This is a genomic window from Lysinibacillus sp. BSL11 (genome assembly GCF_052928325.1).
The window spans coordinates 129,346-143,726 of record NZ_JAVGCX010000004.1 but is presented as its reverse complement, the minus strand read 5'-3'; the positions used below and the strand labels follow the sequence as shown (position 1 = coordinate 143,726).

The window sequence follows — 14,381 nt, the reverse complement described above, 5'->3', positions numbered from 1 at the left end:
TCTTTTGTCTTTCTATCCGTCACATTTGGAACTTTATCTCTCATATTCAGCCTTCTATCCATTAAAAAAGCCCCTAACCCTTTTCAGGTTAGGAGCTTAAAGTTTAATTACATTTTTTCAGGTGCAGATACGCCGATTAAGCGTAGTGCATTTGCAATTGTTGTGCGGACAGCCGTAATTAATGCTAAACGAGCCTCTGTTAACTCTTTGTTTGAAGCATCTAATACTTTTTCTGCATTATAGAAGCTGTGGAATGCAGCTGCTGTTTCTTGAATATAGTTTGCGATACGGTGCGGTGTGCGGTGTTTCGCTGCTTCCGCTACCACTTTCGGGAAATCACCAATCTTTTTCAGTAAATCGATTTCCTTTTCTGCTGTTAACAAATTGAGATGTTCTGTTGTAGCAGCAAAGCCTTGTTCATTTGCTGAACGTAAAATAGATGAAATACGTGCATGCGCATATTGTGCATAGTACACAGGGTTTTCATTAGATTGTGATACTGCAAGGTCAAGATCAAAGTCCATATGAGAATCGCCAGCTGTTTTTACAAAGAAGTAACGAACTGCGTCAAGGCCAACCTCTTCTACAAGCTCACGCATTGTTACTGCATTTCCTGTACGCTTAGACATCTTGAATTTTTCACCGTTTTTATAAAGCTGAACCATTTGAATAACTTCCACTTCTAACGTATCACGATCATAACCAAGCGCTTGAATCGCTGCTTTCATACGTGGAATATATCCGTGATGATCAGCTCCCCAAATATTGATTAATTTATCGAAGCCACGGACAATTTTGTCTTCGTGGTAAGCAATATCTGGTGTTAAATATGTGAATGACCCATCATTTTTAATTAGCACACGATCTTTATCATCACCAAATGTTGTAGAGCGGAACCAAGTAGCACCATCCTCTTCAAACACATGTCCATTGGCTTTTAATTTATCTAAAGCTACTTCGATTTTTCCGTTTTCATATAGAGACGTTTCAGAATACCAGACATCAAAATTTACACGGAAGTTTGCTAGGTCTGTTTTTAATTTATCTAATTCTAAAGCTAAACCGTGCTGACGGAAGAAGGCAAAACGCTCATCATCTGATTTTGCTAAAATTGCATCACCATGCTCTTTTGCTAATTTACCTGCAATATCAATAATATCTTGCCCATGATAGCCGTCTTCTGGCATTTCAGCTTCCATTCCTAATGCTTGTTTATAACGCGCTTCTAATGAATAAGCTAAGTTATTAATTTGATTACCTGCATCATTAATATAATATTCACGAGAAACACTGTAACCAGCCATATCCAACACATTACATAAGGAATCACCAACAGAAGCGCCACGAGCATGTCCTAGGTGAAGATCTCCCGTAGGATTTGCTGAAACGAACTCCACTTGAACCTTTTCCCCAGCGCCAGCATTTGAGCGGCCATAGTCCGTACCTTGCTCAAGCACCTGTGTCACTACCTCTGTTAGGAAATCTTTACGCACTGTGATATTCAGGAAGCCTGGGCCTGCAATATCGATCTTTTCAATATCTGTGCCTGTTGTATCAAGATTTTCTAAAATAGCTTCGGCGATAACACGAGGTGGCTTTTTAGCTAACTTTGTTAATTGCATCGCAATGTTTGTTGCATAGTCACCATTTGCTTTATCCTTTGGTGTTTCTAGGTGAATCGATAATTCTGTGCCAGCCTCAACTAGACCAGCTTTTTCAACAGCCTGCACGATCGCTGCTTTAATAGCCTGTTGTACTTGTTCTACTGCGTTCATCATTGTACCTCCGTAAATGTAATATCTAATGTATAGTTGCCAACGGATTGCCCACCCATTAGTAAATCGTACTGTACATGGAAATCTCCGCTTGTTGCCAGTTTTGTAAACGTCATATTTTTCGTATCAATCACGAGTGGCATAGCACCGAACTCACTTTCATAATGCCCTTTTTGTTGTTCAATTATGTTCAGCGGTAATCGCATATTAACCGCTCCAGCACGCATAATTAGTGCCTTCTCATGACCTAACTTCATCGTTGTGCGGATGGTTTTATCCTCCTGCACCTCATCATATTTCAAATACAAGCTTCCTGCTTTTTCAAGTAGCTGCCCTTTGAGCCACATTTCATAACTTTCGGACTCCCCATCACTTGGACGAATGGTAGAAATGAGCTTTATGTTCACTTGCGATCTTACATCGTTCGCCATAACGGATGCCCCTTTTTAGTCTTTTACTATAACCTTTTTATTATAGGATGAATACTTATGGTTTTTCAAGATAGAAGTGAAGTAAAGCTCCTCAACAAGTTTATTCGAGAAAATATAAACCCTCTCCTTCCATTAACGGAAAGAGAGGGTTTCATTTTATCTATACCATTTTTTTATAATCAACTGTTGAACTATTAACAATAAAGCACTAACAGCCCAATAGATCGGGATAATCGCTGGATTGAACAGACTAAAAATGAGGATCATGATTGGATTAATAAATACCATTATCTTCATATTTAATGGTTGACTTTTCTCTAGGGCTATACAACTTTGAATGAAATAAATCAAACAAGCAATCATCGAAACCCCAATATCAATCGTTCCTAAATTCATCCAAAGGAAATTTTCACTGGCAATCACTAAATCTAGTTTAATAGCGTAGTACAGTGAAAATAATATCGGTAGTTGAATAAGGATTGGTAAACAACCTAGTAAAGAGCTTTTCAATGAAGCTGAAGTTAGCTCTTGGATTTGTTGCTGTACCATTCTTTTTTCAGATTCGCTTTGACTATTCTTATATTTGTCTGTAAGCGCATCTAACTCAGGCTTAATGGTAGTCATTAATTCTTTTGAGCGCTTTTGGTGTTTTGCCGATCGAATAAATAACGGCATAAGAATTAATCTGACTGCAATCGTAATAGCAATGACACTAAGTGCGTAGCTACCTGTAAAAGAATGGATGAAATGAATGAGGTTAATAATAGGTTGTGCTAAAAATGTTAACAATGGTTGTCCTCCTAGTTTTAAAGTTTAAATCAAACTAGGAGATACACTTTCTTCCTCATTGTCTTCGGACATTCTAATACACAGAACAAACCACGTTAGCATAGGTGGAGTCCAAGTATTCGTGATAGTATAGTCAACTTCAAACTCCTCGTCCTTCACATCTTGAACGGTTATTTTATTGACGAGATACAGATGCAAATGAACACTTAGTACAGTTAAAACCAAAGATGCTAATAGCCAAAAGTATTCCATTGTACTGACAAAAATGAATAAATCATTAATGAGAAGTGACCAAATCATAATACTCCTCCTTCCTTTATTAAAATTGAAGAAACATACATTTTACTAACCAAAAGATGACATTGTTTTCATCAATCTTTCTCTCTTTGTAATATAAACTATTACCTAACTTATCTACGCTATAAAGTAAAATAAGTTTCAATTTTATGCTAAGGCTCATTCTTCATTTCAGAAATATAAAATGGGGCTAGCTCATAGCTCACCCCATTCAACCAATCTTATTTATTTTACCCAGCCTAAGATCATTTCTCGTAATAATTTTGAGGCTGTGTTTGCTGTCATCTCTGAAGAATCGTAGATCGGTGCTACTTCAACTAAGTCGAAACCTACTACATTTACACCACTTGCTGCAATAGCATGGATGGAAGCGAGTAATTCTTTCGAAGTAATACCACCACAGTCTACTGTACCAGTGCCTGGTGCGTGTGCTGGATCTAAAACATCAATATCAATTGTTACATACACATTGCGTCCAGCTAGTGTTGGTAGGACCTCTTTTAACGGTTCAAGCACTTCAAATTTTGATATGTGCATGCCGTTCTCCTTTGCCCATTCAAATTCCTCTTTCATACCTGAACGAATACCAAATGAATAGACATTTTTTGGTCCTATATGTTCCGCAATTTTACGAATTGGTGTAGAGTGCGAAAGTGGCTCTCCCTCATATTCTACTCGTAAATCTGTGTGAGCATCAAAGTGAATGATAGCTAGGTCATCATATTTAGCAGATACTGCTTTCATGACAGGCCAAGACACTAAATGTTCTCCCCCCATACCAACAGGGATTTTGCCATCAGCTAGTAATTTTTCAATAAATTTTTCAATTTCATCTAATGAACGTTGTGCATTCCCAAATGGTAGTGGAATATCACCTGCATCAAAGTACTTTACTTCCTCAAGCTCACGATCTAGATATGGACTGTACTCTTCAAGACCAATGGATACCTCGCGGATACGCTGTGGACCGAAACGTGATCCTGGACGATAACTCACTGTCCAATCCATTGGCATGCCATAAATTACTGCCTGTGCATCGTCATATGTAGGATGACTTTTTATAAAAACATTTCCTGAATAAGCTTCATCAAATCTCATTGCTAGCCCTCCATATAATTAATCATCATTTTTCGTCTTCTTCTATTATGGCTTACAGGATTGTAATGAAACCTGTATCCTTTTATCCTCGTATACATTATTGGAACGTCTAGCAAATTTCGATTAAAATCTACAAGGTGCGATTTTTTTGTCGAATGCCAGCATTTCAAGTAGTACAAAAAAAGTATAGATGTTTTTGAATAAAGTGCAATAGTTTTTAGTTAGAATTTAGATTAAAGATGAATGTTCGAACACATACTAAAGCTAAGTTCGAAGTTGTGAGAAAACGAGGTGAAGTCGGATGAAACGAAAAAGCTATCATCGAAAGCAGCAACGTGTAAAGCGCACACGCAAAAGCCTTACGTTATTTGTGGCCTTTACATCTGCAATTGTCGTAGCGTTTGTCGCACTCCGCATCTATGTTCAAGTGGCTGGTGCACCGCCTTTAACCGTACCAAAGGCTTCTATTTTCTTAGATGAAAATGAGAACCAAATTGGGGATCACTTTACAAATCAACGACGATATTGGGTCGGCCTCGATGAGATGTCACCTTATTTAAAGGAAGCAGTTGTTGCTGTTGAAGATAAAGATTTTTATCAACATGGCGGTTTCGACTATTCACGTATTGCTGGTGCCATTTTAGTGGACATTAAAGCTGGCGGTAAGGTTCAAGGAGCTAGTACTATTACGCAACAATATGCTCGTAATCTTTATCTTTCCCACGAAAAGTCTTGGACACGTAAATTAAACGAAGCCCTGTATGCTTATAGATTAGAAGTTTTTTATGACAAGGACGAAATACTAGAGGGCTATTTGAATACGGTATATTACGGTCATGGCATGTATGGAGTAGAAGCTGCCAGTCGTTTTTATTTCGGAAAATCTGCCAGTGATTTAACACTTGCTGAAGCAGCAATGCTAACAGGCGTACCAAAAGGACCTAGTATCTACTCACCAATTGCCAATTTAGATAAGGCTACCAATCGTCAACACGTTATTTTAAAACTTATGGCAGACCAAGGTGCCATTACACAAGAGGAAAAAACGCGTGCGGAAAATGAACAGCTCGTCTTAAAAAATGATAGCTGGGTTGCAACCAAATCTGTTGCCCCTTATTTCCTGGATGTGGCTTGGCAAGAAGCCAGTGAAATCTTAAAATCAAAAAACCTTGATATTAGTGAAGGTGGCTGGACGATTCAAACAACGCTGAATCTGGAACATCAAAAAGCGGCTGAAGAAGCAGTAGCCAAAAATATGCCTGCCAATGATTTGCAATCTGCGTTTGTAAGTATGGAATCTAAAACAGGAGCTGTCACTGCACTAGTTGGTGGTCGTGATTATTCAGTAAGCTCATTTAACCGAGTTACACAAGCCAAACGTCAACCAGGCTCTACTATCAAGCCGATCTTATATGCAGCGGCACTAGAAAATGGTTACACGCCACTAACTTTTTTAGATGTTGGGGAAACAACTTTTACGTATGATAATGGGCGTGGCACCTATGCACCTAAAAACGTCAACGGTCAATTTGCAGATCATGATATGACGATGGCACAAGCAATTGCTATCTCAGACAATATTTACGCAGTAAAAACCTTAGAGGACATTGGCTTCAAAGAGTTTCATGATATGGCAAACCGTTTTAATGTAGGAATTGGCGCGAAGGATAATTTATCAATTGCACTGGGAACGATTGAAACGACATTATACGAAATGACAAATGCATATAATATTTTGGCATCGCAAGGACAGCAAACAACACCAACAACCATTGTATCCATTAAAAATGCACATGGAGATGTTATTTATGAAAACAAAGATGTAGCAAGCAAAGCTGAAACAGCCATTTCTAAAGAAAATGCATACATCTTAACAGAAATGATGACAGGTATTTTTGATCCGGTTTTCAGTGACTATTCACCCGCTACAGGAATCAGTATTCGTTCACGTATGACACACACATATGCTGCTAAATCAGGTTCTACGAATAGTGATCAATGGTTAATTGGTTTTACACCAAGACTAACTGCTGGTGTATGGAATGGCTATGATCAGGGTAAAAACCTTACCACGAAGGAAGATACTGCTGCAACAAAGCAAATCTGGATTGACTTTATGGAAACGGTCAACAAAGGTACAAAAAATGAGGATTTCAAAAAACCTAAAGGTGTAGAGGGCGTTGTCATTGATATTGAAACAGGTAAATTAGCGACTGACGCTTGTCCTAAACAACGTCTAGTCTATGTAGAGTCGAAGGATGTACCAACTGAAAAATGTACAAACTTCGATATTCTCGACAGTAATACATGGGGAGAATTTTGGAATATGCTACCATTCTCTATATTTAAGGACTAAAACGAGGTAATTTCGGAAACCTTTTTAATCCTAATACGTTTTAAGCTACGAAGGCTCTCGACAAAGTAACTGATATACGAAAAATAAGAAAAGCTTTCTCTTCCCCGGAGACGTGTCCGTGGGAACAGAAAGCTTTTCTTTTTTATGGTCCGCGAAGTATGAGCATCATGGGGCATTTGGCTTGGGTTTGGGTTGTTCAAATGCCGCATAGCGCTCATCACATTCGCGATACCAAGTGTCCTAGCTTACTAAAATGTAAGCTCTGCCTCAAGTGTACTTTGTTTCAAACACACTTTCAACCTAATATCGAAAGCGATTGCAAAATGTCACAGATTGTTCAATCATTACGAGTCTATTCGACAAATAAGTCTTGACGCAATTGCTCCTCACTACGTTCCCACAATTCTGGATTAAGTTGCTTAAGGAAAGAAGCTAACACTTTTTTAGACGGTGCATCCATATGCTCTACAATAATATGACGTTTCATGGACTTATCCATTTTATTTACATGATCAGCTAGAATTTTATAGCCACGTCGTTTTTCACGATTTACAACCATCTCACAGGCTGTAACCCCTGCATAATATGGCCCATTTTCTTTATGGTCTATCGTCACCCACACGAGCCAATACGGTTTCCCGCCCTCTGAATCAGCACGGTCCATTGTAAATTTAATTCCACGCTCTACGTCACTTCTTGCATGCATGGCACCAATTTCAACCGAAGCCGTCCCCTCTTCTACATCAACTATTACGGGCGATACATTCTCTAATGAAAGTGAACCGATACCAAACCCTTTATGTCCATCTGTTGGATCATTTTTTATAATGGTAAAACCCATTTTTTGTTTTGGTTTTTCTTCATTTGTCATACTTAAATATCCTCCATTCTGCTATTATAAAGGAAAGCATATCAACGCATGTTTTATCGAAACAATCACTATTTTCGCCATTGCGTATATGCCTCAAATGCAAGTAAGAAGTTTATACTTTCTTATAAACTAACTATACAACATTATTCTATAAAGGAGGCAATATTATGCCATATGTAACAGTGAAAATGCTTGAAGGTCGTACAGAGGAACAAAAACGTGCTCTTGTAAAAGAAGTAACAGAAGCAGTATCTCGCACAGTTAATGCACCTGCAGAAAATGTAACAGTTTTTATTGAAGAAATGTCTAAAAACCATTACGGCGTTGCAGGCGTTCGTTTTAGCGACAAATAATAGTAAGTTGGATAGAGCAAGCATCTTAACGCTCTATCCATTTTTTTGAAATGGTCATAAGTTAACCATCTTTTGCTGGAATAAAACCTTCTATTTCAAAAACAAGGATGTGATCTACGACATGAATAAACTGAAGATAATATTGCTCATCACTATGCTCGTCCTTGGCCTAATACTTGTATTTATCAGCCCCATTCAAAATGCGATCATTGCCCATTTAAGCCATCAATTAAATACTACTGAAATCACTGTAGAAGAGATTGAAAAGAATAATCAGGTTAATGCAGATTATGTATTTGAGGATGTACAATCGCTGTCCATAGCGGAGGTCTTAAAGGCTCAAACAAAGGCGAATAAAATGCCCATAATTGGTAGTATCGCCATACCAAGTGTTGACATGCAACTTCCGATTGTCAAAGGTGTTGGAAATGCTGCACTGGCCGTAGGGGCAGGTACCATGAAGCCAAATCAAAGCCTCGGGCAGGGAAACTATGCCTTAGCAGGACATTATTTTGAAGAAAAGGATATCTTATTTAGTCCTCTATATAAAGCAAGTATAGGAGATACAGTCTATATAACGGATTTAACGAATATTTATGAATATCAATTAGCTTCTAAGAAAGTCATTGCGGCAACAGATATTTATGTAATCGATGATATTCCAAATAAAACTGTTTTAACACTCATTACTTGTGCTGATAATGGATCAAAGCGTCTTGCCATACAAGCTGATTTTGTTCAACAATATCCATTTGATGAAGCACCTGAAGAGCTATCAGAAGCATTTTAAAAATAGGTGCAGCCCCTAAGATTTAAGAGTCTTAGGGGCTTCTTTTAAATAATTATTTAACTTCAGCGTTGCGGCGACGTAAGAAGAATAATGCACCAAGAATAAGTGCTACTCCAATCAGAGTTAGTGCTGTTTGATCGGCACCATCTGTCTGAGGTAATTTACCTTGTGCTTTTAATTGAGCTTCTAACCGTTTTGCATCCGATTTAATTTTGTTAATATCAAGTGATTCTGCAACAGCTTCCTGTTCCTCTTTAGTTAATTGACTATACTTATTCAAGAAATCCTTATAAGCATCTAGTGTATCTTTTGTAGCTTTAGTTGGATTATAAGGCGGTAAGTTTTTCCCTTGATCAATGACACCTTGAACAGAAGGTTTAGATCCCTCAGTTTTTCCAGGATTGGCCGAATTGTTTGAATCTGGATTTGGTTTGTTTGGTTCTACTGGATTCTCAGGATCTGGGTTGTTCGGATCCTCCGGTTTCTCTGGATCTGGATTTGGGTTGTTCGGATCCACCGGTTTCTCTGGATCTGAATTTGGTTTATTCGGATCCACTGGTTTCTCTGGATCTGGATTTGGTTTGTTCGGATCCACCGGTTTCTCTGGATCTGGATTTGGTTTGTTCGGATCTACCGGTTTCTCTGGATCTGGATTTGGTTTGTTCGGATCTACTGGTTTTTCTGGGTCTGGATTTGGTTTGTTCGGATCTACTGGTTTTTCTGGGTCTGGATCTGGATTTCCAGGATTAGGTGTAGGAGGTGTTACTGGTAGATTTGGCTGAATTTTAGCCTCGCATGTATTACCCACGATAACTGTACCAATAATTGTCTTACCATTCTCTCTTACAATATACTTACCTGGTTTGATAATTGAATTACTGATTGTAATTTGACCCTTACTATCTGTTATAAACTCTGTTGAACCATTATCTTCAACCTCTATACCATCTTCACCTGTAATTGTTACTTTTACGCCTACACGTGGTTGACCAAACATATTGTTAATTGTCAATGTAAAGGCTGGACAAACTGGTGCAATTGATAATGTAATTTCACAAGGAACACTCGCATAAGAAACTTCAATCTCACCTAAGTAAAGATTTTTATCATATACTTCATATTTACCCGCAGGTGTTGTTTTAGATACAAATGTTAAATTTCCATCTTTATCTTTATTCGTTGTGATTACTTTTCCAGATTTATCTTTAATAATGACATCGTTACCTGGCTTGATGATACCATTATTATCTTTGATCATTACTGTGAAGTTTTCACATTTTGGTGTTGGTTGAACGCTCTCTTTACAATCGATATTGCTTTCAAACTCATCAATTTCTTCACCATCAACTACAACTGTGTAAACCCCTGGCTCTAAATCGCTTAATTCAATTACACCGTCTTTTGTAGTTTTTGTCGCTATAATGTTACCTGTATCTTTATTTTTAACCGTTACTGAAGTACCATCAGCAACTAAATTACCATCAACATCATAGACAGTTAATTCAAACGTTTCACATTTTGGTGCTAACTGTACTTCACTCTGACAATTATCATTGTGATACGTAACATTTACTTCCCCTAAATATTGGATACCCTCATATAGCTTATATTTTCCTGCTGGAGTTGTTTGATCAATGATGAATTGACCATCACTATTTGTTGTGCCAGTAGCTATAACAGTATTACTTAGATCTTTAAGTGTAACTGTTACATTTGGACGTGGATTTCCATTCTCATTTTTCACGGTAATTGTAAAGTTAGGACAAGAATTTGTAGGTTGGATAGTATCTTGACATTCTCCCGTACCATACTTCACGGTAACAGTACCTAATGGGATATCATTTTCATCCACTACTGTATACACGCCTGCTTGGACTTCTTTACCACCTGTACCAGGTCGCTTAATATCTGATACTTGCCCCGCAGCATTTGTTGTACCCGTGTATTTTGCATTGCCGTTGCTATCAATTAATTTAATATTTTTATTAGCAATAGCTTTACCATCAATATCTTTCACAGTTAATGTGAATGCTGGACAGGCATTTGTTAAATTAACATCCTCAATGTTATCAATAACATATGCTTTACCATCCACACCTGGAGTAATATCTATATTTGCTCCCATTGTAATCGTGATTGGTGCAATCGCAATATAGCCCGCTGGTGATTCCTCTCTTAACGTATACTTTCCGTAACGCACTTGTTCAAATGTCAATGTACCATCTGCATCTGTTGTTCCTTCATCAAGTTTGATTGTGTTATTTTTATTCCATAATTCAAACTTAACACCAGCAAACTCTTCACGTTTACCTGTTAAAGGATTTACTTTATATTTTTTTAATTGCAATGTTCCCTTAACACCTGATGCACTTGTATCAGATGAGCTATACTTAAATGTTTTGCTATCGCCCCCGTGGTCACTTGTACCTGCAGCTGTTGCTCCAGCGTAACCAATAGAGGCACTATTAGAAATTGTTTCACCCGCGTTACCATCCCCCATAAAGAATGTGGAATACGTAACAACATAACCTTTGCCATTTAATTCTCCCAAATTAAGACTAAAACTACCATCTTGATTGAAGACGATTTCGCTAGCATCCACAGTAATAGGGGATCCTATATTTTGAGAAGTCCCATTTGTATTTAGTTTAATCTCTTGTTTCTTGAACGTGTTTGTTAATATTTTTTGGTTACTTGATGGTTTGTCTGTTAATGTAATATTTCCTAATTTTGAATTAGAAGCATTCACTGTAACTGTCCAATTAATAATATCGCTGGCTGGAACAGGTGTCGCTGATTTTTTAATTAACTCATTTGCAAGATTACTAATTTTTGCTGTTGCATTATAATTATAGCTTCCATTGTGTGGTGTATCTAAAGTCGCTGTATTTGTGTAATCTCTTGAAGCAGTAGTTGAGTTTTGACCATAAATATCGTCAGCATCTTTTGTTTTGTATTCAATTAAATACGCTTCGTTGTTATCAGTAATTGGATCTAGGTTAATAAACGTAATTTCAAAACCTGTAACCTTGTTATCTGTTAGTGTTTCTGTAACAGTCCATTTAGCAGGATCTAATGTACCATTTTTTGTTCCCTCTTCTGTTGTTAAGTTTAGCTTAGAAATGGTAATTTGATCTTTTAATGTTTGACCATCTGGAACAGGAATATAATGACCCGCACCTAATGTATCTGTTAAGGTAGCACTGTTTATATCTTGTTTATTGATATTAACCCCAATACGCCAAGAAAACTCTTGTGTCTGGTTATCTACGACAACTTTTTTGTAACCATTATTGTTTGTTGGAGAAGTAGAATCTGGCGTATAATTAGCAGTTCTATCTAATGCTTGGTTATGAGAATCTATTGCGCCATCCCATGTTGCATCAGCCGTATTAATATACGCTGTTGCTACACCTCCGTTTGGCTTAATATCGTACTTTGTTTTGTATCGAATAGTTACTGTGCGGTCTTTTGGAATGTCACTTGAAAATTCCATTTTAAAACCTTCGTTGCCTATAGTTGGGGCACTCCCCCCCTTATCTGTAATCGTGTACGTTAAAGCATTTGCACCAGTAACCTCATAGAAGTCAGTACCGTTCCATGGTGTTAAAGTGTGTTTTAACGTTTCCCCAGCTTTATTTGTGGTTGTAAAGTCATCTTCTATTACAAAGTTTTTCAAATCTTTCTCAGCATTAATGGTTAAAGTCCATGTAATTGTTTTGTTTACATAGTCAATTGCCCCGCGTGCTTTATTAAAGATGTTTGAAGCCAGGTCTAGAGTTGCTGTGTCTGAACCACTATCTCCTCTTGTTACAGTATTTGTAATCGTGCCCGTATTTGCATCTGTAACAAATTCATCTTCCAACTCTGTATCATAAACGATTTTAAAGGCAGATGTTACTTCACCATTTGGACCTGAGGTGTTAGTTGATTTATCAAAGTCAATCTCAAAATCATAGTCATGTTCAGTTAAAGCATAGTCTGTGTCTTTAGTTAAAAGAGTTGAAGATTGTTCACTTTGACCATCACTTGATAATATTACACGATATACTTTAAAACTACTGTAATCAATTTTATGCTTACCAGTTGTTGGCGACGAGCCTGTTAGTGTATCTGTTAGTTTCGCTTTATCAGCAGGTATTTTTTGACCTAGCCAGTTATACTTGATTGTCCATGTCGAATTATATTTATCGCCACTTCTTGTTTTATCTAAGCTTGGTCCATACTGTACAGTTTGTGTTCCATTGGCTGTTGTGTTAGCAGGGATATTTGTCCCTGTCAAAGTAGCTACGTTTGTATATGGCATACTTGATGCAGTTGGATCTGCTGTTACAACAGTGTTATATGTTACTTTGTATGCATAGTATCCATCTGTCAATGAGATAGGGAATGAGGTTTCATTGCTTGTATCGTCTACAGCACCTGGGCTGTTTGGATTAAACCCATTCAATCCTATTTTGTATCGCTCAACTGTAATATTTCCTGCCAGCTCATGCTTTATATCTGGTACATCATTCAAACTTGCACTTTCAAGTTTTTGCCCACCAGTATTCACCCAAACTGTCCATGGAATCGTTACTTCACCACTTGCGTCACGTGTAATAGAACCAGCATTTTTAGTTAGTAATTGCCCATTACCTGTAGGTGCAAATTCAAAGTCTAGTTGAACATCCGCTCCTCCAAGCACAGGGATTATTAATGATTGTTCAAGTTCACTTTCATCAGCAAAATTACCAAATTTCGCCATAAACTCAAAGTTCATACTACCTGATTGCCCTTGTTCTAATTCACTATCTATTGTGACTGTTACTGTTTTTGTAGCACTGTTATAGCTTGCCGAATAGGCTAACCAATCACCAGTCTCCGTTAATGTTCTTGATTGATTAAAAGAACCTGCTGTGTATTCTTCAATCATATTGGCAGGTAATTGGAATGTGAATGTAGAACCTATTCCATAATCAATTGTTGGATCCAAAGAGAATGTGTAGTTTAAATATACTTCATCACCCTTTTTGGGTTTTGGCCCTGAATAATTTGCTAAATCTGTAGCATTTGTAATTAATGTTCCACCTTGTGAAAAGAGCTTTAAGCCACTAAATGACATCGTCACATCTGCTTGCATATTTTCAACAGGGTAACCTACTGGCGCACCTAATGGCATTATTAGCTGTGGCTGATTTTCTGGTTTTGTTTCCTCTCCTGGAATCGTCACTTCAGCAGTATCTTCACTTGTTATATTTTGGTTTCCTTCTTCTCCATCAGAATCAATCACAGCATTTTCGCTAGGTTCATTTTGAGGAGTCACAGGAGGTTGACTCTCGTCGGCAAACACTGAAATTGGTGAAAGTACTGTTTGAAATACAAGTAGCAATATAATAATCGCTATATTTAATTTTTTCATGTTTCTCTCCTTTTTTAGTTAGAGAGCTAACTGATACTGTTTGCTACAAAGATTGATCCTTTCGTGTTTAGGAAAGGAATGAACAAACAATAGGTCACTCTCTCTTTCCTTTAATTTTTATGGAAACATCGCAAATAAAATTCAATCATTAACTTAATATAGGTCATTAGAATTATTTACAAATGTCCCCACACATCTTCACAGCACTTTTGTATGACAA

At 37.5% G+C, this 14,381-nt stretch carries 10 protein-coding genes; 3 read left to right on the top strand and 7 right to left on the bottom strand.

The window, feature by feature from the left end; all coding sequences use genetic code 11:
• Nucleotides 1-107 precede the first annotated feature (107 nt).
• The 5 genes from argS to speB form a co-directional block, all read right to left on the bottom strand.
• Nucleotides 108-1,775: an arginine--tRNA ligase gene (argS, locus tag RCJ95_RS06290; RefSeq protein ID WP_446722025.1), complete on the bottom strand. Its 1,668-nt coding sequence runs from the start codon at nt 1,773-1,775 to the stop codon at nt 108-110.
• On the bottom strand, nt 1,775-2,206 hold the full coding sequence (locus RCJ95_RS06285) for a DUF1934 domain-containing protein (RefSeq protein WP_004231523.1): 432 nt from the start codon (nt 2,204-2,206) through the stop codon (nt 1,775-1,777). The genes argS and RCJ95_RS06285 overlap by 1 nt, the downstream gene beginning before the upstream one ends.
• A gap of 156 nt (nt 2,207-2,362) precedes the next feature.
• Nucleotides 2,363-2,995 carry a membrane protein insertase YidC gene (yidC, locus tag RCJ95_RS06280; RefSeq protein WP_274771487.1) on the bottom strand — a complete coding sequence of 211 codons (633 nt, stop codon included), beginning with the start codon at nt 2,993-2,995 and terminating at the stop codon, nt 2,363-2,365.
• A 24-nt stretch (nt 2,996-3,019) separates the two neighbouring features.
• Nucleotides 3,020-3,295, bottom strand: coding sequence for a hypothetical protein (locus RCJ95_RS06275; protein WP_221679334.1), 276 nt, complete (start codon nt 3,293-3,295; stop codon nt 3,020-3,022).
• 222 nt (nt 3,296-3,517) lie between these two features.
• On the bottom strand, nt 3,518-4,390 hold the full coding sequence (gene speB, locus RCJ95_RS06270; protein WP_004231519.1) for an agmatinase: 873 nt from the start codon (nt 4,388-4,390) through the stop codon (nt 3,518-3,520).
• 301 nt (nt 4,391-4,691) lie between these two features.
• Between speB and RCJ95_RS06265 the strand changes: the two genes are divergently transcribed.
• Nucleotides 4,692-6,746, top strand: a complete 2,055-nt coding sequence (locus RCJ95_RS06265; protein WP_257521105.1) for a transglycosylase domain-containing protein — start codon at nt 4,692-4,694, stop codon at nt 6,744-6,746.
• A 352-nt stretch (nt 6,747-7,098) separates the two neighbouring features.
• On the opposite strand, the gene RCJ95_RS06260 is transcribed toward RCJ95_RS06265, so the two are convergent.
• Nucleotides 7,099-7,617 (bottom strand): YwhD family protein, encoded by a 519-nt coding sequence (locus tag RCJ95_RS06260; RefSeq protein WP_004231517.1) that lies wholly within the window; start codon nt 7,615-7,617, stop codon nt 7,099-7,101.
• Nucleotides 7,618-7,784: 167 nt separating this feature from the next.
• Here RCJ95_RS06260 and RCJ95_RS06255 point away from each other — a divergent pair, with 167 nt between their 5' ends.
• Nucleotides 7,785-7,970, top strand: a complete 186-nt coding sequence (locus tag RCJ95_RS06255) for a 2-hydroxymuconate tautomerase (RefSeq protein ID WP_004231516.1) — start codon at nt 7,785-7,787, stop codon at nt 7,968-7,970.
• A 121-nt stretch (nt 7,971-8,091) separates the two neighbouring features.
• Nucleotides 8,092-8,760, top strand: a complete 669-nt coding sequence (locus RCJ95_RS06250) for a class A sortase (RefSeq protein WP_257521104.1) — start codon at nt 8,092-8,094, stop codon at nt 8,758-8,760.
• 52 nt (nt 8,761-8,812) lie between these two features.
• On the opposite strand, the gene RCJ95_RS06245 is transcribed toward RCJ95_RS06250, so the two are convergent.
• Nucleotides 8,813-14,161: a collagen binding domain-containing protein gene (locus RCJ95_RS06245; protein ID WP_446722024.1), complete on the bottom strand. Its 5,349-nt coding sequence runs from the start codon at nt 14,159-14,161 to the stop codon at nt 8,813-8,815.
• Nucleotides 14,162-14,381: the final 220 nt, after the last annotated feature.

Coding starts and splice junctions, on each gene's coding strand:
- speB (WP_004231519.1), bottom strand. CDS start 4,390: ATGAGATTTGATGAAGCTTATTCAGGAAATGTTTTTATAAAAAGTCAT.
- RCJ95_RS06285 (WP_004231523.1), bottom strand. CDS start 2,206: ATGGCGAACGATGTAAGATCGCAAGTGAACATAAAGCTCATTTCTACC.
- RCJ95_RS06265 (WP_257521105.1), top strand. CDS start 4,692: ATGAAACGAAAAAGCTATCATCGAAAGCAGCAACGTGTAAAGCGCACA.
- argS (WP_446722025.1), bottom strand. CDS start 1,775: ATGAACGCAGTAGAACAAGTACAACAGGCTATTAAAGCAGCGATCGTG.
- RCJ95_RS06250 (WP_257521104.1), top strand. CDS start 8,092: ATGAATAAACTGAAGATAATATTGCTCATCACTATGCTCGTCCTTGGC.
- RCJ95_RS06275 (WP_221679334.1), bottom strand. CDS start 3,295: ATGATTTGGTCACTTCTCATTAATGATTTATTCATTTTTGTCAGTACA.
- RCJ95_RS06260 (WP_004231517.1), bottom strand. CDS start 7,617: ATGACAAATGAAGAAAAACCAAAACAAAAAATGGGTTTTACCATTATA.
- RCJ95_RS06245 (WP_446722024.1), bottom strand. CDS start 14,161: ATGAAAAAATTAAATATAGCGATTATTATATTGCTACTTGTATTTCAA.
- RCJ95_RS06255 (WP_004231516.1), top strand. CDS start 7,785: ATGCCATATGTAACAGTGAAAATGCTTGAAGGTCGTACAGAGGAACAA.